Here is a 21119-nt window from a genome sequence, read left to right on the forward strand (position 1 = left end):
AGTACTTATCAGAAACCAAGTTTTTTCTTATCTGCTAGAACTTCTTTTCCAGCTTCAATAACCTCGATGATTTTATCCACATCATAGACACAGCCTTTCCATATTCCACCACTAATGGACTGAAGTTCTGCCCACAATTTAGTATCATCAGGCAAATCTAGATCTGGCTGCACTCCTGGATGTATCTCTCGTTTTTTCAATACTTCAGCGGCCTCATTATAAGAAAGCCGATTTTCTTCTGTTCCGATGAAATTAAGTGAGCCTTCAAACTGATTTCCATCAACAATAATCTCTATTAAATCCCCATCTTGCAATTTACCCAGTGGCCCGCCAACCAATGCTTCAGGTCCTACATGTCCAAAGCAAGCTCCTGTAGAAACACCAGAAAATCTAGCATCCGTAATCAGAGAAACATGTTTCCCAAAAGGTAATTTTTTCAATGCGGAAGTCAACTGGTAAGTTTCCTCCATACCGGTTCCTTTCGGACCTCCACCCATAACAATCATAATATCGCCAGCTTGTATTTTTTTATCTTTTATTGCTTTAATTGCTGACTTTTCGGATGTAAATACTTTCGCCTTGCCAGTGTGTCTGAATACGCCATCTTCATCAATCACCGTTGGATCAATGGCTGCAGATTTAACAACGGATCCCTCGGTTGCAATGTTTCCAACTGGAAACGTTACGGTAGATCTTAATCCTCTCTCCCTAGCTTTGCCAGGATTCATAATTACATCGTCAGGATTTACCCCATCTAATGCTTCTAAACGCTCTCTACATTTTTTACGTCTGTCCGATTTTTCCCACCAATCCAAGTTAGCTCCTAACGTATCACCTGTAACTGTCATAACATCTTCATGCAGCAAACCAAGTTCTCTTAAGCGAAGCATAACCTCTGGAACTCCACCAGCTAAAAAGACGCTTACCGTTGGGTAGTTAACCGGACCAATTGGCATAACACTTACTAAACGAGGAACCTTTTTATTAACGGCTGCCCAATCATTTACTGTAGGCACTTTACAATTTGCTGCAAAAGCAATCGCTGGCAAATGAAGAAGTAAATTTGTCGATCCACCAAATGCCGCATGTAGAACCATTGCATTTTCAATTGCCTTATCAGTAATAATATCGCTTGTTTTAATCCCTTTTTCCTTTAATTCCATCACAGCTCTAGCAGACTGTCTTGCAACTTCTTCCCAAATAGGCTGCCCGGAAGGCGCTAAAGCAGAATGTGTAATTGCGAGTCCCAGTGATTCCGCTATTACTTGAGAAGTCCCTGCCGTTCCAAAAAATTGACACCCACCACCGGCTGATGCACAGGCTCTGCAACCCACTTGTGCCGCTTCATCAAAAGAAATTTCATCACTAGCGAATCGAACACCTATTGTCTGAACCGTCCCGGCATCTTCACCTTTTACGGGTTGAAGCGTTGCACCTCCTGGAACAAGAACAGTCGGCAAATCGTGCATCGATGCCAACGCCATCATCATCGCCGGCAACCCCTTATCACAAGTAGCAATACCCATTACCGCTTTTCTTGTTGGAAGAGACCGCGCCAATCGTCTAAACACGATTGCAGCATCATTACGATAAGGCAATGAGTCAAACATACCGGTAGTTCCTTGGCTTCTCCCGTCACACGGATCCGTAACATATGCCGCATACGGTATGGCACCATGGTGTGCCAATTCATCTGCGGCCGCACGCATCTGCAAGCCTAATTCGTAGTGGCCTGTATGTAACCCTACAGCTACAGTGCTGCCGTCTTCACCACGAATTCCCCCTTGCGTACTTAAAATAAGTACATCATCATCATTAAGTCTTTCTGGATTCCAACCCATGCCAGCATTTAGAGTCATTCCAAAAATATGTCCACTTGGCGATTCTCTTAAGAACTCTTCACTAAAAGGCAACTTTCCCTTTGGCCCCTCAGCATGAGTGTAAATGTTATATAAAGATACATCTTTTACATCATAAATTGATTTCATTGACATAAACAGTTCCCTCCTTACAATTTCATTACATTCAAAGACTATGACCTACATGATGAGATTTTTTTCTCTGTTAACCACTCCTTTATACATAAATTTCAAATTGAATCACAGTAATCATGCGTATGCTATTAATTCTTATATACGAACTAAATTTGTTTATAAGAACTATTAACTAGATAATAGCACATTTATGCAATTATTCGCAATAGTATTTTAACTTTTCATTCCACCTGATTATGCTTAGCGAGTAATTACAATTCATATTTAAGTAGACATTTTTTTTAAAAATCAATAAAATGGTAGTGATACAAATTTTATTGATCTAAGGAGTATTTATGTCTCATAAGCCTACAGAACGAGTATTAAATATATTAAATCTTTTATCTGTTAATGCAGATGGATTAACTCTTACAGAAATATCTAAAGCTATCTCGGTTCCCAAGAGCACGCTTTACCCTATTTTGCAAACTATGACTGATATGAATTACATCCAACTCGGTAAGGATTCGTTTCGTTATAAACTAGGTATCTCCACTTTTTGTATTGGATCTTCTTATTCTCAAGATGAATACATGCTTGAATTCGCCAAGTCTATAATGAAAAATGTCGTTACTGAAATTAAAGAAATCTGCCAAATGGGAGTTTTAGAAGGAAACAATGTTTTATACGTCTTAAAAGAGGAACCCGAAGTAGGCTTGGATATTCGCATTATCTCTCGTGTCGGAAAACGACTTCCCGCATATTGCACCGCATTAGGAAAAGCTTTATTAAGCAACTATGACATTGAAGAAGTAAAAAAATTATATCCAAAGGGCTTAATTCCCTATACAGAGAATACAATTACAGATTTCGATATTTTAAATAATCAATTATTAACAATTAGAAAAGAGCATATTGCTAAAGAATACGAAGAAATTACCAAGGGGCTATGTTGTTATGCTGTGCCTTTGGAGTCCAACGGTAATGTAATTGCCGCCCTAAGCGTTAGCGTTCCTAATTTTCGAGCGACTAAAGAAAAATTAAATTTAATAACCGAATTGTTACTAAATGCCCGCAGACAGTTCGGTAATGTTAATTTCAAGTAAAAAAAGAATCTATAAAACGAATTTTCGTATTATTATATGGTTCACCGCAGATAGATTGGTGGACCTTATTTCGGAAGTGGTGCTGGCCTAGAAGTAGGAACTTGAGTATGGTGTATGAGTGTAGTAATATAATAAGAAAATCCCCTTTTTACAGGTTACTGCGGTAGGCAGTTAACATGTAAAAAGGGGATTTTGTGCTATTTATTATTTTGAAAACTCAGCGAACGCACAACATTAATATAGGAAAAATTAAAAGTCTACCGGAAAATTTGCTGAATCAATTTTTCTGTCCCGGCTTTCTTTACAGCATCAATTGATGTCGGTATATTTCTTTCAGCAATGGATTTATTTAACCCATTCATGATATCCTGATTCAACTGTTCTGGATAAAAAGTTCCTAATGCAGTCTTTATCGCCAGATTGCTTATTTCAGTTTCCGCAGAACCATGTTTTAAGAAACTGCCGGTCAAGGTCTGGAATGAGAGACCATACGCCTTACCATTATTAATGCTAAAACTCCCCTGAGTCAGTGCTGAGCCCGAATCGCCGACAGTCCTTCCAACGAAGGAAAGGGGTCCTGAAACATCTTTTGTGGTCATCTGTGAGCTCTGTAGTCCACTGCCTGAAATCGATAAATTATATTTTTCCGAATCGGGATAAATAACGCCATTGGCCGAAACAGAACCACCGTTGGTTGTACCAGCAGACGTCAGCAACTCCATCACCTTATTCACATAATTAAAAGAACCGCTGATACCACTTACAACCATGTCACCGAATTCAAGACTATCCAACGTGAAACTGCCGGCAACGACCGGCGAAAGCACAGGTCCTGTAATAGCCGCATTGGCCGCCAAGTTACCTGAAGCTTTCAGATTCGGCATTATTGCCGCAGGGCTGGCCGAAGGCATCTTAACAGCAAAGTCCAACGTCTGGTTTCCATCAGCATTACTTATCACACGCCCAGTACCTGTAATCGACTGTCCCTTATACAAAGCACTTACATCAGTAAAGCCAATACTGTTGTCCTGCTTCGTGAAACTGCCTCCAGCTTGAGTAACCTCTAATGCGCCTACAGTATGTAAACCGGAAAATCGCCCATCCACCGACTGTAATGCTATACTACCATTCGCTCCTTCACCTGCTTTTACAGTCAATTCATCAAGAATTCCAGCCGTAACCTGAATAGGATCATTTGCCGTCGTCAAACCTAATTTTGCAAGATCAACGCCTTTTACTATTAGGGAAACTGCAGAACTGCCACCAGAACCCCACTGTCCGTCAATGTTTATACTGCTTTCTTCCACTTTACCGCTGATAGCTGTTTTACATGAATTTTCCTGGGAAAAATCTATGGTTCCATTTACTTCTTCCATCTTATTCTTAAATGGTGACAATTCAAAATTAATTGTCCCATTCTGAACCTTTACCAACCCAAAGAAATTTGCCTTCTCATCTTTTTTAGTTTTAAGCAAATCATCTACGTTAAATTTTCCATCCCGGTATACCAGCCAAACTTCCGGCTTTTCTATTGTAATACCGGTGACCAGCTGCAGCCCAAGCTGTCCTTTAAACAAGTCGCTCCAATTATAGCTTATCTTTATTCGGTCAAATGCTGCTACCTCCTGACCTGATTTATCAAATGCCTGGACTTTATTGGCCACAACCGCGCCCAACATTGATAGATCAATACTTTCAACCACGACTTTGCCATTAATCTTCTCATTAGCCATTGCCAAAAGATTCTGCTCAGCAGCCTGCCGAACTTTGCCTGCGACAAATTGAAATAACCCTGCACCAATCACTAGCAGTATAACTAAGCTAATTGCCAACAATTTCTTCTTGTCTATTTTTCCAAATTTCGTTTCAGCTAATGTTTTTTCTTCCTGCATGACTTCACCCCTGATTTAATTATAAATTTACTTGAATCATCTAAAGAGATTTCGCCAATATCGAATTTTTCTATTCCCCTCAAGGGGATATTTGAAGAAACTCAAGGGGACGGTTCTTTTGAGTCCTCCATTTTCTCATCTCACGTCATCAATATATAATCATAAGCTTTTCTTTGAAAAACATATTCCGTATTTCTATCCTATTTACCATTAAAATACAAAACTCCTGCAAGGCTAAGTTGATTTGCAGGAGTTTGTCGTTAGAAGAACACATTGACACAAATTATCTTTTATAATACAATTTGAACTTTAATTATTGACATGATATACTTCTTTTAGAAACGAAGTCCTGTTAATCTTTTATGAGACTATACGAGGTGGAATGAATATGCAACATTATTACATTAACAACAACTCCCATCCGCAAGCTATTAACGCTGGTTTAACCTGGCTGACAAATCAAAGTATTTATCATATCCCGCATCATGGCATCTTAGCCGGCGTCCAAAAAAGTACACTGGAAGCCGCCTTGCAAGATACGGAACTAAATCAATTTCAGATTCGGGAATCCATCCTTGCCGCTCAATTTAAAATCGGCACCGTCACATTTAAAATTATGACCACCAAGAATAACTTCCCGGTAGATCATACCGGCAGCTTGCTGGCCATTCATCCCAACCCGGTTCTTCTCAATCAAATCGACCGAATGCCTAACCTCACCAATATCCTAATCATTCCCGCTGCACCCGCCGAATGCCAAAGCTGGATCACCGCGCACCAGGCTCAGGAAATTTCCGTATAAAAATATAGGGACAGGTACATTTTACACTGCACCTGTCCCCCTGTTTTAGGACGGTCTTAGTATTATTCATGGTTCTTTCGATAGACTCACAGGGACGGTTCTTTTGAGTCACTACCATCTTCTTATCTCATGTACGCCATGCCCCTCTCTAATATAGCAAGCTTTCGCCTAAAAGAAGTAACCCTTCCGCCTGTCTAATTTCTTGCGGAGGGGTTATTTCTTACTGTAAAAGGACACTATTTAAGAACATTACATAAGACATTAGCATATTATGCTATATATAAAATAAAAGGAGTGAATTAAATGCGTTTTGATAAAGATTTCTTTATTAACTCTATTGGAGCTGTAACTATATTAACGGATGATCGCGTTATATTTCAGGGACAAATTCTAAAGGATGAAAAAGAACCTCGCAAACACCATGACGACGATAAATGTTGCCCACCACTTAAGGTTGAAGTAGAGGCAAAATTAGACGACGATCCTGACTTTATAGTTTTGAGACTAACCTGCGATCCTGCGATAATTAGAGACAACGCCAATATAGAGGAGATTGATCCCGATCTTTTTGAAGAAGGCGATATTATTAGGATCAATGTAAATCAAATTGTTGCCGTAGGTCCTAGCCGTTGTTGTCTTGGCGAAGAAGAAGAAGAAGAGACCGCCTTATAACCAGTATAAATAAAATAGAGCCTTAGTTGGCTCTATTTTATTTTCCTAGCTTCGTTGTTTTATCCACGGCTAAAGCTAGTATTCCCAATGTAACTTCTCCGCTCTCCGCCCGAAGAAGCAAAGGGACAGTTCTTTTGAGTACTCCTCTCTTTTTCTGCATGTAGCTGTTCTTTATATTCTAAACATTCATCAGTGTTTTTTCCTTTGGTAAAAATCTCTAAACAATTCTACCATAAGCATTGATGCAGCCTATTGCTATACTGGGAGTATTAACGAAAGAGGTAGTCTAACTTAGCGATATGAAATAGGACAATTACAAAAAGTACTCCTATTAGTGGAACTAAGGTAAGGTACTGTGAAGACATTTCAATGGGAGACACAAATATATTATAATACCCTAGCGCCCAACTGACTAAAGCCAATAGGCCAATGCCGAAAAGACGATACCGAAAGCGCAATCTGAGACCGATGCAAAGCGTAACAACAACCCCTGTAAAAATAAGATAGACATTGTTAAAGACAGGATGATTCTTCTCTAGGACTGATAACAAATAAATTTCGAATTTAAATACATTAAGTAGTCTGGCTAATACAAAGTTGATTATGATTGGAATGGGAATATACGTTAGGTAGATAGCTAGGAGGCGAAATAATAACGATGGCTTCTTTTCCTGAAGACAATGCCAAAACCATCTGCTTATAGCGTACAGAATGATTAACCCGCTACCAGTGTATATGGCTTTCCACCAGTAATGTTCATAAACACCGATCTTAACGTAAAGGCAATCAATGCCCGTAAAAGCGGCAGCAATTCCCAGGATAAAGGGCCAAGAAAGCGAAAACGCATTTATCACTACTGCTAAAGCTGGGACAATAAATAGATCTGAGATAAAAGCACCAATAGTGCTGTCGGCCTGTGGATCAAGCACGATGCCCGGTATATATCGATAACCATCTGTCAGCATGACCACTGCTTCGAACGGGTGAATCATGCCTGTAATCATCAAGTGCAGGACCAATATTTTCCAGTTTTTCTTGTAGCTTAGTGATATACTTAATAAAATGAGGCTTATAACGATAAGTACGTAATACCAATAGGCAGAAGTCAGGCCCCATCACCTCCCGCGCTTTAAAATTTACAGATTTAAATAAATTGTACCCATTTTTAACTGAACAATACCACAGGCCGAGCTTGTTGCCTTTCTATACATAGCCTCAGTATCAGGTAATAGAGCAGAACAGAAATCCATAAGATAATCCCCATGGGACAAGGGGACAGGTTCTATGTCCACTAGATCCTATCAATTATAAAAGAGGACGCGGGGACGGTAGTCCTGTCTTGCAAGATAAGGTACTCTTAAAGCCCAACATGCTCGAAGGGGTAAAAAAAACGATATACTTTATCTAATTTTCTCTATAAGGCTGATAATGTTTTGATTTTGACTGAAACTCTTTTAAAGAAACAATTTTTTCGTCGGAGCTAAACAAAATAATGGAAACGCCATTAAATTCATCGTGCACCCCATCAAACTCACACTCGAAATACCATTCTGCCACGGCGCAGTTCCCCTCATGAATGAAATGCTTTATTCTCCATTGCAAAACGGTTCCTCTTTTATTCCAATCGTTAAACCATTTTAGAATTTGGTCAATCCCGTGATATTCAGGTCCATAACATTCACTATAAAAAACTTCATTTGAAAATATATCTTTTAATTGGGCTGATTCTTTAGTAATCCATAAATTAAAGTACTCTTGAATTTTCTCTTCTCTTCTTTTCAAGAATTCCCCACTCCTTAATCAATCTATTCTTCTAAACAACAAATCCCCATATTCCCATTCTATTTACCACTAAAATACAAAGCTCCTGCAAGGCTAGGCTGCTTTGCAGGAGTTTGTCTCGTATATATTGTTTTTTTTGATCAGCTCTAACTATCGTCTATTCTCTATGCTCATTGCATGGGCAGGGGCTCGGCACGGCGAGCCACAACCGTGTAATTCCACCGTATTAAATGAGTCAAGGAACCGTCCCTTGGCTCACTCCTGTTAATCGTCTCAGCGGAAGCGGACTACATTAGACCAATATTAAGACGTCGAAGTTACAATACGGGTAAGTTCATCTCCAGAAATGACTTCCTTCTCTTTTAAAAACTGTGCGACCTCATGTAAAGCAGCAATGTGTTCGGTTAGGATCTGCTTAGCTGTATTTTGTGCTTCATCCAGCAACCGATGAATTTCTTGATCGATATGTAAAATGGTAGCAGGACTTAAATCCTCTCGTCCTGAAACCCCACTTCTTAGGTAGGTCCCTGTAGTATTCGCATAGCGAACCGGCCCTAGCTTTAGGGACATCCCGAACTCAGTAATCATACGCCGTGCCATTTCTGTAGCACGTTCAAGGTCATTGGAAGCACCAGTGGAGGCTTCCTGAAAAATAATGAGTTCGGCCGCCCTTCCGCCAAGCATTACGGCGATGCGTGCCTTAAGTTCATTCTCTCCGATAAGATAGCGATCTTCTTCCGGCATCTGCATGGTATAGCCCAGCGCACCCTTTGCAGTTGGGATAATACTGATTTTGTGAACCGGATCGGTTCCAGGAAGATAATAAGCAATAAGTGCGTGACCGACCTCATGATAAGAAACCTTAGACCGAATCGCATCGGAAAGGGGTGTTTTTCGCTGCAGTCCTGCTACAACCCGCTCGATAGCTAAATCAAAATCAGCCATGGAAATTGTCTTAGTCCCTTGCCGGATGGCTAACAAGGCAGCTTCATTGGCAAGATTGGCTAATTCCGCTCCTGAAAAACCAGCTGTTATCTTAGCAAGACGTTCGAGATTTACATCACTGCCAAGAGGCATGCTGCGAGTGTGAATGCTTAGAATTTCAAGACGACCTGGCTCAGTAGGTAAATTTACTTGAATCTGTCGGTCAAAACGACCTGGTCGTATCAATGCAGCATCCAGGATTTCCGGTCGATTGGTAGCTGCCATTATGACCACACCAGAATTAGCCGCAAATCCGTCCATTTCCGCCAACAACTGATTCAGAGTATTTTCCTGTTCGCTGTTTCCGCCTATCCCTGCAACACTCGTCCGTGCTTGTCCAATGGCATCAATTTCGTCAATAAAGATAATACAGGGAGCCTTCTTTTGTGCTTGTTCGAAAAGATCTCGTACTCTTGCAGCTCCTACCCCGACAAACATTTCAACAAAACTTGAACCGGTAAGAAAGAAAAATGGAACTTCCGCTTCTCCTGCTGTCGCTTTAGCGAGAAGGGTTTTTCCTGTTCCAGGTGAACCAGCAAGAAGCACCCCTTTAGGCAACTTCGCTCCCATTTTGCTAAACTTCTCTGGATTTTTCAGATATTCAATGATTTCCCGCAATTCAACTTCAGCTTCGCCGACCCCGCCGACATCACTGAATTTAATACCAATCATTTCTCCGCTAATCTCATGAGCTTTACTTTTTCCCAGAGACATGGCGTTAGGTCCCCCGCCTCCCATCCTCTTAAAAATAAAGTACCAGATTAAGAATAAAGGTAGTAGGGGTAGAATCCATCCCAATAGGGTTGAAAGCAAACTTTTCGTTGGAGCTTGAGCCGAAAAAGCTACCCCTGATGCAATCAGGCGATCCACCAAGTCTGGATCAGTGACTGCCACAACATTAGCGACAGTTTCTTTTTTATTTTCCGTGGCTTTCAACGTAAAAACAATACGGTCGCCATTCAAAATGACCTCATTAATCTTGTTCTCCTTTAAATCCTGGAGGAAAACATTGTAGCTGACCTCTGTTTCGCGAATAATGAATGGTTTATAAACAAGATCGTTAAAGAGCCAAGTTGCCAGCATGGCGATAATAAGATACCCTGCGGAAAAGCTTCGCTGTTTGTTATCCATATGATTCTCCTTTTGGGCTTGATGTTAATTTACTATTGAAGTCTGACCATTTAGCCATAGTTATATTTATCAAAACTCTGCTAAACGGTGTTATATAAAGCATCAATCTCTTTAGGGCTCTCACTGGCCAGGAGGTTCGTAATTGAAGTCATTACTGGTTCAACGTTGGGGATATTCTTCATGAGATTTCTGGTTTTTATAACAGTTCCATTGTCATCTTAATTGTTCTCCTTTCAAAGTTATTAACGTTAGCTTATCTAATATATCGGTAATTATTCAATGATTGCGGTCTCGCCAAGGACAAGAACGCCTTGAAAAGCGAAGAGTCTTATTACGAATTACATTTAGTCACGTAAATCCCTCGAGCTAGTAGACTCACGGGGACGCTTCTTCCGACTCACTCCCATCTCCTTGTCTCATGTCATAAATATATGAACATGAACTTTTCTTTGAAGGCGGTATCCCATATTTCTATCCTATTTCCATTAAAATACAAAGCTCCTGCAAGGCTAGGCTGCTGTGCAGGAGCTTGATTTCGTATATATTGTTTTTTGATCAGCTCTAACTATTGCCTATTCTCTATTCTCTATGCTCATTGCATGGACAGGGGCTCGGCATGGCAAGCCGTGACCTTGCAATGCCTTATTCAATCTTTATGCAAATGATTCTCCAGAGTCATCATAAGGAATCCGCAAAATGCAGCATTATCAACTTGCAGTGAAGCATGGACTTCTTGTTTCATCTGCATGATTTGTTCTCGAAAAGCCTTATAAAATTCAAAGGTTGGATTAGAATTGTATTTGAGTCCTGCTAATTCAAAGTACTCTATTATCCCTTTCACTGTAGTCGGTTTTACGAAAACTTCCACACTTGGCCGGTAATATATAGGATAGACTGTTAGCAGCGGCCATTTCGCCAACTTATACTCATAAAGCAGTCCTGTCATTAACCCAAAGCCATACGCCTGATCTCCATGTAAAAACTCCTTTAGGCCATGAGCTAAATGCTCTTTTTCACTATCGCTCAAAACTTTCACTAACTCTCTAAACTTTGGCTTTTCAAAAAGAGAAATCAAAGAGGACTGGCTGACAATCTTCCCCATGGAGTCTACGATATTGGCAGCACTTTCAAATTGCCCAATTGCAAAGCTGTCTTGCGCTATTTTTTTCATTTTTTCTACTTTATGCTTTTTCGCCAATTCGAGCATCTGAGGATTAGAAAATCCACCGGGAAATCGTATGATAAAATTGTTTTCGGCTTCTTTGAGCTTCACTTTATTCACAAAATCATCTCCTCTTTATAAAACCTCTGAGAACATAAATGGTACGGGCTGTCTGTCCCACCAAAATACCATCATACTCTTCGTTCGAAGTATTTACTATCAAATAGCAGAAATCCTGCCAAGCTAAAAAATTGGCAGGATTTCTTTCTTCTCTATTAGCAACAATATGAGCATCGATATACCATTAAAGTTAATCCAATTTACTAATTATGATTGCCATTTTTCCGACTCCAGCAAGCGTTTGCCAATATTCCAGTATTAAACAAGCAAAGCAGGGAAAACTAACTCATATGACTACAGGAGGTTTGCTATGAGTAATCAAGTGCTACTATGGTTAATGCTATTTTTTCCGTGGTTAACTCTATTCTTTATGCCAAAAGAAGATATTAAACGTTATATATCTGTCGGCTTCTTATCTACGATTTTGTGCATAATAGTTTATGAGACAGGTATCAGAAATATGTGGTGGGCTACTCGGGAAAATATTTACCCATTTGTTGAAATACTCGCTTTCTTCTTTAGCTTTTTTCTAATAATACCAATGTGGCTTTTAAAATATACATATGGCCGTTTGGGGTTATATTTAACTGTAGACACCATTCTTAATGCTGTATTTGCTTTTACTATTTTGCCTTGGTTGGGAACCAGGGGGATTCTCGACTATAATGCTAGCCTAATAGCATTTATTTTCGAATCTATTATTGCCATAATCCTATACAAATTCCAAATATGGCAAGAAGGTATTTATGTCCTCTCTGAAATAAAAAGCTTTTCACATAACTTACAACCAGCAGTCACTAATCCATTACCAAATGACCACGAAACTAAACCGGAAAATAAGTAAGCCACGCCAAAGAATCACAGGGACGGTTCTTTTGAGTCATGCCTATTTTCTCATCTCACGTCATTAATATATAATAGCTTTTCTTTGAAAAGCAATATCCCATATTTCTACTCTATTTACATTAAAACAAAACTCCTGCAAAGCTAGGCTGCTTTGCAGGAGTTTATCGTTATATCCAAAATCACTGAAAAAGTCAAAGTATATCAGAAATACCCCATTTTTAGTACAATGCCTATTCTGTGTCCATGTCCGATAATTTGGGATAAACAAGCCATCTACCAGACAAGTAGATGGCTTTCGAAGTCCTATAAGTATTTTCATCGGCGTTATACGCTTCCCGTCAGAGAGCAGACAGAAAGCCTGTCACTTCAATGTGATAGCAGTAGGCTAATTTTAGGAAAAACCAATTTGTTTTTTTCATCTCTTAGCAGGGATTGTACTATATATAGTGTAATTATATAATTCAATAACTATATATAGTGTAATCTCATGTAAAATTCCGTTCAATGTATTTCATTGAGATAAAAAACATTATATAGGGAGGTGAGGATACATTACTTCAAAAGAAAAATGCAACATTACTAAGGAAATGAAAATAAAAAGTCTATCCAACAATTAAAAGACGTAAAAGAAACATTTAAAGGAGCTAGTTATGGGAAAATACGACAACTATAGAAATTTCTTAAAGTCAAATTTTACAGAATTTAAGACAATAAAAACTGATGCAAAGAAGGGAATCTCTCAACCGCCAAAGGTGAAGCCTTATGAAATTAATTCGAAATTAGTTGATCTCCCAATGGTAAATGAAAGCACACTGACAAATGGAAATATCTATACTTGTATAAAGGAAAGAAGAAGTACAAGATTTTACAGTGATAAACCTATAAGTCTTGAAGAATTATCTTATCTCCTGTGGGCAACCCAAGGTATTACCAGTACGAATAAAGCTGGACTAACGTTTAGAACTGTTCCTTGCAGTGGCGCAACCCATTCTTTTGAAAGCTACTTGCTGATCAGAAATGTAGAGAAAATTCAAAAGGGAGTATATCGATACCTTCCTTTTGAACACAAGCTTTTATTCATGTTTGAATTGGATGAACTAGAAAATAAAATAGACGCAATTACATTGGATCAACCATTTGCGCCTAATTTTGCCAATAAGGCAGCGGTATTATTTATTTGGAGTACTACTCCTTATCGATCGGAGTGGAAATTTGATGTTACTGCCCATAAAAAAATTCTAATAGATATTGGACATGTATGCCAAAACTTGTATTTAGCAAGCGAATCAATAGACGCTGGAGCTTGTGCAATAGGTATCTATGATCAAAAGCTTATAGACCATCTATTGGGTCTAAATGAAGAAGAAGAATTTGTAATATATCTTGCTGCAGTAGGGAAAAAATAGTTTTTCTGGATAATCAGTTCTCGCCTATAAGTAACTCAAAGATGTGATGCGGGAGCCGAAAATCTAGTTTTATTATTTTATTCCTTGGTGATGTGGGCAGAGCTTTCGGCATAAATTACAATTATATACAAAGCCTCCACCATCAGTAGTTTTTCCACAAATGCTGCGGCATTTGCGTTGTTCCATAGTATTACCATCCAAGGCACTAGCAGGACAAGCATCTAAGCAAATCCGACAACCGGGTATACAAGCCTGATATGTTACTAGCAAGTCGGGTTCAATTTCTTCATTGAGAAGAACCGCACCTAACAAAAGCATATTCCCAAATTGATCGTTAACCAAAAGGGTGTTTTTCCCCATCTGCCCCAATCCAGCCCGTACGGCTGCATGTTTTAACGATAGTATGCCTTGTCCGTGTCTCCTGTTATCATCCCAATACTCATAAGGCTCCGATGCTGGCACAGGAACGGCACAGATTCCCCATTTTTCTAACTCTATTGCGAAAGCAAACGTAATCGAATTTATCTTGTCAAACACTCTAAAATGGGTAAAGGTATATATGGCTTGTGAGGAAGCAATAAGAGTATTGATCGGAATGCGTGTAGCGATTACGATTACACTTTTGCACTCTTTAAGAATATCCGTCGGATGAAATCCGGAAGGTGCATCTGCAAAACGCTCTACGGAAGCTATCCCACATAAATCCGCTCCCAGCTCTTTTAACCGGCACTTTATTTCGTCAGCACTGATGTTTTTCATTCTCCAAACCCTCCATAAAATTTCTGATTTTTGCTAGATCTTTTTTACAAATTATACTATCATAGAGTCATTAATAGGTAAAATTGATAGTATTGATGTAGTCTTTCAAAAAAACTGATGGGTGGTGAGAAAATGGAATTTCGTCAGCTAAAAACTTTTGTTACAGTAGTCAAAATGTTGAGCTTTACTAAAGCCGCCAATGAATTAGGTTATGCCCAATCTACCATTACCAATCAAATTCAAGCACTGGAAGAGGAGTTTGCCACAATGCTCTTTGAACGGTTGGGTAAACAAATCAAACTAACTAAAGATGGGGAACATCTTTATGCCTACGCTAAGCAAATCCTTAAACTATCGGATGAAGCTAAAGATCTAATTTCCAGTTCTCTCATTCCCAAAGGATCTCTTACCATTTGTACAGCAGAATCGCTATGTACACATCGCTTACCTGAAGTTTTCAAGACCTTTCGAGCTCGTTATCCCAAGGTAGAAATCAATATTCGCTTCGATACCTGTAACGACTATCGAAATCATCTAAGAAAAAACACTATTGATATCGTCTTATTCCTTGATGTTCCGTTTAATGAAACAGATCTTGTTACTCACATTCTTTTCGAAGAACCTATGGCAGTTATAGCAGCACCGAACCACCCCTTAGCTAAAAAAACTCATGTTATGCCGCAAGATATAAATGAACAAGCACTTGTCTTGACTGACCTGGGATGTAGTTATCGTCGAATCTTTGAAAGTATTCTAGCACAAGCTGGTGCAAAACCAGCATCCATACTGACGTTCAGTAGTAATGAAGTTATTAAGAAATTTGTTGGTGACGGCTGGGGAATCGGTTTTTTACCGCAGGTCACAGTGAAGCAAGAACTTACAACCCAGCAATTAATCTCATTACCTTGGGCTGGTCCACCGTTTAATATTAAAACGCAGCTAATATATCACAAAGAAAAATGGATTTCTCCCGCTCTGCGAGCTTTTATCGATATAACCCTTGAGACATTCAATAAAACAAATTAAAAACCGAAGCCTTAATCAAAGGTTTCGGTTTTTTTATCTTAAGGCTGATCCAAGGTATCAAATATTCGCAATAAGGGAATCACTCACAATTAACTGTTAAAAGTCAAAATTTCACAATCTTGCTTTTCCGGTCATTTTGCTAACTTCTATTTTAAGCACTTTTATTTTTTCAAAAGCTTTGTCAATATATTGTAATCCTGCCTCATAGAAATCAGGACTATACTTTTTAACTATGTCTATAAGCCCTTTTCGTTTTTCTTCAATATCTTCAACAACAATAATTTTTCCAAATATGACGGCTGACTTGTATTTAGTGGCAAATGCTGCCGGCATTAATTCTACTGCATCAACTACAGTAAAACAAATACTATCGTTGTTAACTATATTATCTAATCTCTGTCCTTCGAGAGCACAGTGTAAATAAATTACCTCATTTGTATAAACAAAATTCATTGGAACCCCGTATGGAGTATTGTCTGTACTTACAGTTGATAATATTCCAACCTGTGCAGTCTCTAAAAGCATTTTTGTCTCTTCTTCCACCATCGCTCTGTCTTTTCTTCTCATTTCTCTAAACATTTTGTACCTCCAAGTTTTATCTTGATTTATTATTTATATAAAGGTACAATACAATCGGCTTTTACATAAGTTCCAATATCGATATTTTTATAGGAGCCAATTTAGGTTCAGTATTAAAAGGAGATTTGTCCATGTTATATATTGCTAAAGACATACAGATACCTATTTATGAGCAAATTTATACTTCTTTGATGCAAGAAATTCTTTCTGGCTCTTTAAAATTTGGTGATAAGCTTCCTGCCACCAGAAAACTCGCTGCCGAATTATCTGTTGGCCGTAATACGGTTGATAAGGCCTATCAACAACTTGTCGCAGAAGGATATGTAACGGCCATAGTCGGAAGTGGATTTACTATTAATAAAATTGCTTCTGAATTTTATGTTCCCAATCAAGCAGATTTCAGCACTCATACCTACGAACCTAAGACACCTTCTTTTTCTACGCGATATGATTTTGCATATGGTGCAATAGATAATTCAATTTTTCCTCACAAACAGTGGCGAAAAAGTATCAATAATGCTCTTACCCTAATGGAATCCTATTCTTGCATAAATTATCCGAACAGACAAGGCGAGACTTCCTTACGACAAAGTATCTCACACTATTTAAAGCGGTCAAGAGGTGTTTGTTGTAATGCTTCACAAGTTATTATCACCTGTGGTCATCAACATTCAATGGAAATAGTAGCAAATATGTTTGAACATTCCAGTAAACGCTTTGCGATGGAAGATCCAGGATACGATGGAATCCGTATTGTATTTCAGAATCATAACTATCAAGTAATACCGATTCCAGTAGAAAAAGATGGTGTTTCTATTCAATCAATAGAAGATTTAGATACAGACCTTTTGTATTTAACTCCATCACATCAATTTCCTACTGGTGTAGTTCTCTCCATTGCTAAGCGCCGCAAACTACTTCAATGGGCATTTAACACAAATAGCTATTTAATTGAAGATGATTATGACAGTGAACTTCGTTACGATACAAACCCAATCCCCTCCTTACAATCATTAGATAATCATGATAGAACCATTTATACCGGAACCTTTTCAAAATCACTTTCACCTTCAATGCGCGTAGCTTATTTAGTGTTGCCACACTCCTTAATAGATACATACAAACACTATTATCATCGCTATAATTCACAGGTCTCTGTTTTGCATCAGACTGCTCTTTCAGATTTCATTTCGAGCGGGAACTATGAAAAGCACATGAATCGTCTGCGTACCTTCTATCGCAAAAGGCAACATGCTTTGCTAACTGCTTTAGATGAAGTTTTTGGTAATACTGCCATCATATCCGGTGAAGGAGCTGGTATGCATATTCTTTTAACTATAAAAAACTCGCTTTCTCAGAATGAACTGATAAAGCGAGCTGAAAATATTGGTATTAGGATATATTCTCCATCAGCAAATTACATGAATCCAACAGATTGTCCACGCTCTCAAATTTTACTTGGATTTGCTACAATTCCAACGTGTAAATTTAAAGCTATTCTAGAGGAATTGTATCATGCTTGGAATAATGAATGCCAAACTAATTAAAGCCACGGATAAAATAAAATTTTGCAAAGATTTTTCATACAGAACTCCTGCAAGGCTAGGCTGCTTTGCAGGAGTTTGTTGATTAGCTCTAAATATTATCATTTTTCTATTCTCATTGCGTGGACAGGAGTTCGACACAGCGAGCCGAACCTGTCCAAACCCATCTCTTTGTAAAAGTCCGTCCTTGCATTCTCTTACTTTAAAACGGCTATACGACTCCATTTCGCAACAAATCCGTCAGATGGATCATGCCAATGGCGCGCCGTTCTTCATCTACCACTGGCAATACTGTAATCGGGTGCGGGCTGTTTTTTTCCATGACATGTAAAGCATAGGCAGCTATTTTATCTTTTGTAATGGTTTTAGGCGTTTTGGTCATTAACAAATCCACCGATTCATCAAGAAAATCATAGCCTTTTTCCAAGCCACGACGGATATCGCCATCCGTCACTAGACCAATTAGCTTACCGTCTTCATCAATAACAGAAATAGCTCCAACCCCTTTGACAGTAATAGCAAACAGCGCATCCTTCAAAGAAGTACCACTGTGGACAACCGGATTATCCTCACCAGCGTGCATAAGCTCTGCAACCAGCAGCAGTTTACGTCCTAAAGCCCCGCCGGGGTGAAACACCGCAAAATCCTCTCGGGTAAAATTATGAGCCGTTAAGAGTGCTACCGCCAAGGCGTCCCCCATTGCCAGAGTAGCAATTGCACTGGCTGTTGGCGCCAACCCCAATGGACAAGCCTCTCGCTCCACTGCCACATCTAAAAAGGCCTCGGCATTTTTCCCTAATGTCGACTGTTTGGAACCACACATAGCAATCATCGATACGCCAATACGCTTAAAGGTCGGCAACAGAGATACCACTTCTGCCGTTTCACCGCTGTTGGAAATCGCCAATACAACGTCTTGCCTCGTCACCATACCAAAATCACCATGAATAGCCTCCGCCGGATGGAGAAACAGGGCGGGTGTACCTGTACTGGCCAGAGTAGCGGCTATTTTGCGTCCAATTAACCCAGACTTCCCCATGCCAGTCACAACCACTCTGCCAGAGCACTGCAAAATCAGTTCCACTGCATCAGAAAAGTCTTGCCCAATCCGAGCAGAAAGCAATCGAATGGCTTCCGCTTCAATAACTAAACAAGTCCGAGCTTGTTCTAAAAACATAATCCTATCTCCTTAAACCTCACCTAATACTGCTCCTTTGCCATAAGCACTTTCCCAATCCTCAATAAACTTATTGACACTCCAATCAGTCAAAGGATGGTGATACAAATTGGTAAAGACATCTTCACTAACTGTTACAGCATGAGTACCAGCCAAACAAACTTTCTGCACTTGTTCTACATTTTTGAAACTGGCTGCTATCACTTGCGCTTTCATATTATGAGTATTGAAAATTTTTATAATATCAGCTACTACTTTTACACCATCACCAGAAATATTATCAATTCTGTTTACATATGGCGCTACAAAGCTAGCGCCAGCTTTCGCAGCCATAAGTGCCTGTTGAGGAGTAGACACGGCAGTTGCAGTAACTTTTATATTCTTTTTCTGCAGAGCCATCATGGCCTTAAACCCTTCAGGAACAACCGGAATTTTAATATAAATATTTCCACTAAGAACCTTGTTCACATATTCTGCTTCCTTAACTATTTCCTTGGCATTTGTACTTAATACCTGCACATGCAGCATTTTTTCACTGCCAATTATAGATACTATTTCTTGTAGGATTTCAATATATGGCCTCTTTCCTTTGGCTAGAATCGTCGGATTTGTCGTAATGCCATCTATTGGATAATATTCATTGGCACTTTTTATAAAATCAACTTCCGCAGTATCAAGTAATATATTCATTCGCAAAGCCTCCTTGGCGATCTATTCTCTGTATATAGAAATAACATCTCCAATTTTTATAGCAGGCAGTTCCTTGTCCTCAAGATATAAACTTCCGCCTAGCCCTTCCGTATTGCCATCAAACCGTAGGGTTATATGTCCCAAATTCTCCAAATTAGTCTGCACTTCATCGCCCACATATACAACCTTATATTCTAGACCCGCAACGATTAAAACATCCCCTTGTTTTACAGTATCTGAAACCTCATTGCCAGAATGTAATACGCAATAATCAGCCAATTCCTCCGGAGCATTATCTTTGAAAATAATGATCAACTTTTCTTCATAAAAAGCTGACACAAATCCGCCAATAGTAGTAACCGTAGTATTATATATAATCTTCATAAAATACACCTCCATAATAGCGTCTATATCATTTTTAAAAAAGCAATGAAATTATAGCACCATAATTCCATTGCTTTTCACTTCTATTTTGCGTAGAGACCGAAACTAGCCAACCAAGCAACCAATACTGTTGTAGGACCGGTGATAAAGCGTGAATACAATACAGAAGGCACACCCACTTCTACTGTTTCGGCCTCCGCTTCAGCCAATCCTAAGCCTACTGGTATAAAATCACAAGCGGCCTGGGAATTGATCGCAAAAAGTGCCGGTAGCGCCAACTGAGGAGGAATCGTGCCTTTACCGATTTCAACGCCAACTAACACACCAATTACTTGAGCAATTACGGCACCTGGCCCTAAAAAAGGAGATAAGAATGGAAACGAACATATGGCTGACAGTAAAACTAAGCCTTGAACTGTTCCGGCCAACGGTGTCAGTACTTTAGCAAAAACATCACCGATACCAGTACTTAATACAACACCAATTAACATGCATACAAATGCCATAAAGGGCAATATGGTTTTTAAGACAGTATTGATAGCATCGCGACCAGATTGATAAAATGTAGCGGTTATACCACCCATAGCCTTCCCAACTTTGGCCATAAAACCAGCACTAGTCTGTTCGCTGATTTTCTTCTGGGTATCATACTTGGGCTTTTTAGCACTAGTATCTTCAGAGACCGCATTTCGAATCGTTCCATCGCTAAAATTTATATTTACGTCTTTGACATCAGACACATAAATATCCGCCTTGATATGTTCTGCTAAAGGTCCACTGGGACCAGATGGCATCAAGTTAATTGTTGGAATCCTTTTCTGAGGATATATTCCGCATCTTAACGTTCCTCCACAATCAATGACAACACAAGCAATTTCAGTATCAGGCACTTTAGTCTTAAAGCCATCTACCACTTCGCAACCTGTCATTTCAGCTATCTTCTCTGCAACAGATGAAATGACACCTCCAGTAATATTGACAATCTTATTTTTGTTCTCATTCGGCTGAATCACTAACGGTCCACCAAATCCACCTCTACCTGCCGTTATAATAACTGATTTATAATTCGCCATTTTTCATCCAC

At 39.2% G+C, this 21119-nt stretch carries 19 protein-coding genes; 7 read left to right on the forward strand and 12 right to left on the reverse strand.

Annotated elements, in window-relative coordinates; genetic code table 11:
* Window positions 1-8: 8 nt before the first annotated feature.
* On the reverse strand, window positions 9-1994 hold the full coding sequence (locus UFO1_RS17330) for a YjhG/YagF family D-xylonate dehydratase (RefSeq protein ID WP_038672881.1): 1986 nt from the start codon (window positions 1992-1994) through the stop codon (window positions 9-11).
* 335 nt (window positions 1995-2329) lie between these two features.
* Here UFO1_RS17330 and UFO1_RS17335 point away from each other — a divergent pair, with 335 nt between their 5' ends.
* On the forward strand, window positions 2330-3079 hold the full coding sequence (locus tag UFO1_RS17335; RefSeq protein ID WP_038672884.1) for an IclR family transcriptional regulator: 750 nt from the start codon (window positions 2330-2332) through the stop codon (window positions 3077-3079).
* Between the two features lie 257 nt (window positions 3080-3336).
* On the opposite strand, the gene UFO1_RS17340 is transcribed toward UFO1_RS17335, so the two are convergent.
* A complete protein-coding gene (locus UFO1_RS17340) occupies window positions 3337-4971 on the reverse strand; it encodes a hypothetical protein (protein ID WP_038672886.1) in 1635 nt (544 codons plus the stop codon).
* Between the two features lie 388 nt (window positions 4972-5359).
* On the opposite strand from UFO1_RS17340, the gene UFO1_RS17345 reads away from it, so the two are divergent.
* Window positions 5360-5773: a hypothetical protein gene (locus tag UFO1_RS17345; RefSeq protein WP_038672887.1), complete on the forward strand. Its 414-nt coding sequence runs from the start codon at window positions 5360-5362 to the stop codon at window positions 5771-5773.
* Window positions 5774-6076: 303 nt separating this feature from the next.
* Complete coding sequence (locus UFO1_RS17350) at window positions 6077-6445, forward strand: hypothetical protein (protein WP_038672890.1); 369 nt, start codon at window positions 6077-6079, stop codon at window positions 6443-6445.
* A 269-nt stretch (window positions 6446-6714) separates the two neighbouring features.
* On the opposite strand, the gene UFO1_RS17355 is transcribed toward UFO1_RS17350, so the two are convergent.
* The 4 genes from UFO1_RS17355 to UFO1_RS17370 form a co-directional block, all read right to left on the reverse strand.
* Entirely contained in the window at window positions 6715-7437 is a 723-nt protein-coding gene (locus tag UFO1_RS17355; RefSeq protein WP_236639235.1) for a hypothetical protein, read from the reverse strand.
* 412 nt (window positions 7438-7849) lie between these two features.
* Complete coding sequence (locus UFO1_RS17360; protein ID WP_038672894.1) at window positions 7850-8227, reverse strand: nuclear transport factor 2 family protein; 378 nt, start codon at window positions 8225-8227, stop codon at window positions 7850-7852.
* Between the two features lie 303 nt (window positions 8228-8530).
* Entirely contained in the window at window positions 8531-10342 is a 1812-nt protein-coding gene (ftsH, locus tag UFO1_RS17365) for an ATP-dependent zinc metalloprotease FtsH (RefSeq protein ID WP_038672896.1), read from the reverse strand.
* A 646-nt stretch (window positions 10343-10988) separates the two neighbouring features.
* Complete coding sequence (locus tag UFO1_RS17370; RefSeq protein ID WP_038672898.1) at window positions 10989-11624, reverse strand: hypothetical protein; 636 nt, start codon at window positions 11622-11624, stop codon at window positions 10989-10991.
* 310 nt (window positions 11625-11934) lie between these two features.
* Between UFO1_RS17370 and UFO1_RS17375 the strand changes: the two genes are divergently transcribed.
* Entirely contained in the window at window positions 11935-12468 is a 534-nt protein-coding gene (locus UFO1_RS17375) for a hypothetical protein (RefSeq protein ID WP_038672901.1), read from the forward strand.
* Between the two features lie 652 nt (window positions 12469-13120).
* Window positions 13121-13876: a SagB/ThcOx family dehydrogenase gene (locus UFO1_RS17385; RefSeq protein WP_038672905.1), complete on the forward strand. Its 756-nt coding sequence runs from the start codon at window positions 13121-13123 to the stop codon at window positions 13874-13876.
* A 72-nt stretch (window positions 13877-13948) separates the two neighbouring features.
* On the opposite strand, the gene UFO1_RS17390 is transcribed toward UFO1_RS17385, so the two are convergent.
* The gene (locus UFO1_RS17390) at window positions 13949-14635 is read right to left on the reverse strand and encodes an epoxyqueuosine reductase (RefSeq protein WP_038672907.1); all 687 of its coding nucleotides are present in this window, start codon (window positions 14633-14635) and stop codon (window positions 13949-13951) included.
* Window positions 14636-14767: 132 nt separating this feature from the next.
* On the opposite strand from UFO1_RS17390, the gene UFO1_RS17395 reads away from it, so the two are divergent.
* On the forward strand, window positions 14768-15661 hold the full coding sequence (locus UFO1_RS17395) for a LysR family transcriptional regulator (protein ID WP_038672908.1): 894 nt from the start codon (window positions 14768-14770) through the stop codon (window positions 15659-15661).
* Between the two features lie 111 nt (window positions 15662-15772).
* On the opposite strand, the gene UFO1_RS17400 is transcribed toward UFO1_RS17395, so the two are convergent.
* Complete coding sequence (locus tag UFO1_RS17400) at window positions 15773-16240, reverse strand: pyridoxamine 5'-phosphate oxidase family protein (RefSeq protein WP_038672909.1); 468 nt, start codon at window positions 16238-16240, stop codon at window positions 15773-15775.
* 131 nt (window positions 16241-16371) lie between these two features.
* Between UFO1_RS17400 and UFO1_RS17405 the strand changes: the two genes are divergently transcribed.
* Window positions 16372-17787 carry a PLP-dependent aminotransferase family protein gene (locus UFO1_RS17405; RefSeq protein WP_051788989.1) on the forward strand — a complete coding sequence of 472 codons (1416 nt, stop codon included), beginning with the start codon at window positions 16372-16374 and terminating at the stop codon, window positions 17785-17787.
* A gap of 208 nt (window positions 17788-17995) precedes the next feature.
* On the opposite strand, the gene UFO1_RS17410 is transcribed toward UFO1_RS17405, so the two are convergent.
* The 4 genes from UFO1_RS17410 to UFO1_RS17425 all read right to left on the reverse strand — a co-directional run bounded on the left by UFO1_RS17410 (window position 17996) and on the right by UFO1_RS17425 (window position 21108).
* Entirely contained in the window at window positions 17996-18961 is a 966-nt protein-coding gene (locus UFO1_RS17410) for an SIS domain-containing protein (RefSeq protein ID WP_038672911.1), read from the reverse strand.
* 12 nt (window positions 18962-18973) lie between these two features.
* Complete coding sequence (locus tag UFO1_RS17415) at window positions 18974-19651, reverse strand: transaldolase family protein (protein ID WP_038672913.1); 678 nt, start codon at window positions 19649-19651, stop codon at window positions 18974-18976.
* Between the two features lie 21 nt (window positions 19652-19672).
* Window positions 19673-20035 (reverse strand): PTS glucitol/sorbitol transporter subunit IIA, encoded by a 363-nt coding sequence (locus UFO1_RS17420; RefSeq protein ID WP_038672915.1) that lies wholly within the window; start codon window positions 20033-20035, stop codon window positions 19673-19675.
* Between the two features lie 83 nt (window positions 20036-20118).
* The gene (locus UFO1_RS17425; RefSeq protein ID WP_038672916.1) at window positions 20119-21108 is read right to left on the reverse strand and encodes a PTS glucitol/sorbitol transporter subunit IIB; all 990 of its coding nucleotides are present in this window, start codon (window positions 21106-21108) and stop codon (window positions 20119-20121) included.
* Window positions 21109-21119: the final 11 nt, after the last annotated feature.

This window comes from Pelosinus sp. UFO1 (assembly GCF_000725345.1).
GTDB lineage: Bacteria > Bacillota > Negativicutes > DSM-13327 > DSM-13327 > Pelosinus.

Coding starts and splice junctions, on each gene's coding strand:
- UFO1_RS17410 (WP_038672911.1), bottom strand. CDS start 18,961: ATGTTTTTAGAACAAGCTCGGACTTGTTTAGTTATTGAAGCGGAAGCC.
- UFO1_RS17420 (WP_038672915.1), bottom strand. CDS start 20,035: ATGAAGATTATATATAATACTACGGTTACTACTATTGGCGGATTTGTG.
- UFO1_RS17390 (WP_038672907.1), bottom strand. CDS start 14,635: ATGAAAAACATCAGTGCTGACGAAATAAAGTGCCGGTTAAAAGAGCTG.
- UFO1_RS17335 (WP_038672884.1), top strand. CDS start 2,330: ATGTCTCATAAGCCTACAGAACGAGTATTAAATATATTAAATCTTTTA.
- UFO1_RS17350 (WP_038672890.1), top strand. CDS start 6,077: ATGCGTTTTGATAAAGATTTCTTTATTAACTCTATTGGAGCTGTAACT.
- UFO1_RS17415 (WP_038672913.1), bottom strand. CDS start 19,651: ATGAATATATTACTTGATACTGCGGAAGTTGATTTTATAAAAAGTGCC.
- UFO1_RS17425 (WP_038672916.1), bottom strand. CDS start 21,108: ATGGCGAATTATAAATCAGTTATTATAACGGCAGGTAGAGGTGGATTT.
- UFO1_RS17340 (WP_038672886.1), bottom strand. CDS start 4,971: ATGCAGGAAGAAAAAACATTAGCTGAAACGAAATTTGGAAAAATAGAC.
- UFO1_RS17355 (WP_236639235.1), bottom strand. CDS start 7,437: ATGATTCACCCGTTCGAAGCAGTGGTCATGCTGACAGATGGTTATCGA.
- UFO1_RS17395 (WP_038672908.1), top strand. CDS start 14,768: ATGGAATTTCGTCAGCTAAAAACTTTTGTTACAGTAGTCAAAATGTTG.
- UFO1_RS17330 (WP_038672881.1), bottom strand. CDS start 1,994: ATGTCAATGAAATCAATTTATGATGTAAAAGATGTATCTTTATATAAC.
- UFO1_RS17405 (WP_051788989.1), top strand. CDS start 16,372: ATGTTATATATTGCTAAAGACATACAGATACCTATTTATGAGCAAATT.
- UFO1_RS17375 (WP_038672901.1), top strand. CDS start 11,935: ATGAGTAATCAAGTGCTACTATGGTTAATGCTATTTTTTCCGTGGTTA.
- UFO1_RS17345 (WP_038672887.1), top strand. CDS start 5,360: ATGCAACATTATTACATTAACAACAACTCCCATCCGCAAGCTATTAAC.
- ftsH (WP_038672896.1), bottom strand. CDS start 10,342: ATGGATAACAAACAGCGAAGCTTTTCCGCAGGGTATCTTATTATCGCC.
- UFO1_RS17400 (WP_038672909.1), bottom strand. CDS start 16,240: ATGTTTAGAGAAATGAGAAGAAAAGACAGAGCGATGGTGGAAGAAGAG.
- UFO1_RS17385 (WP_038672905.1), top strand. CDS start 13,121: ATGGGAAAATACGACAACTATAGAAATTTCTTAAAGTCAAATTTTACA.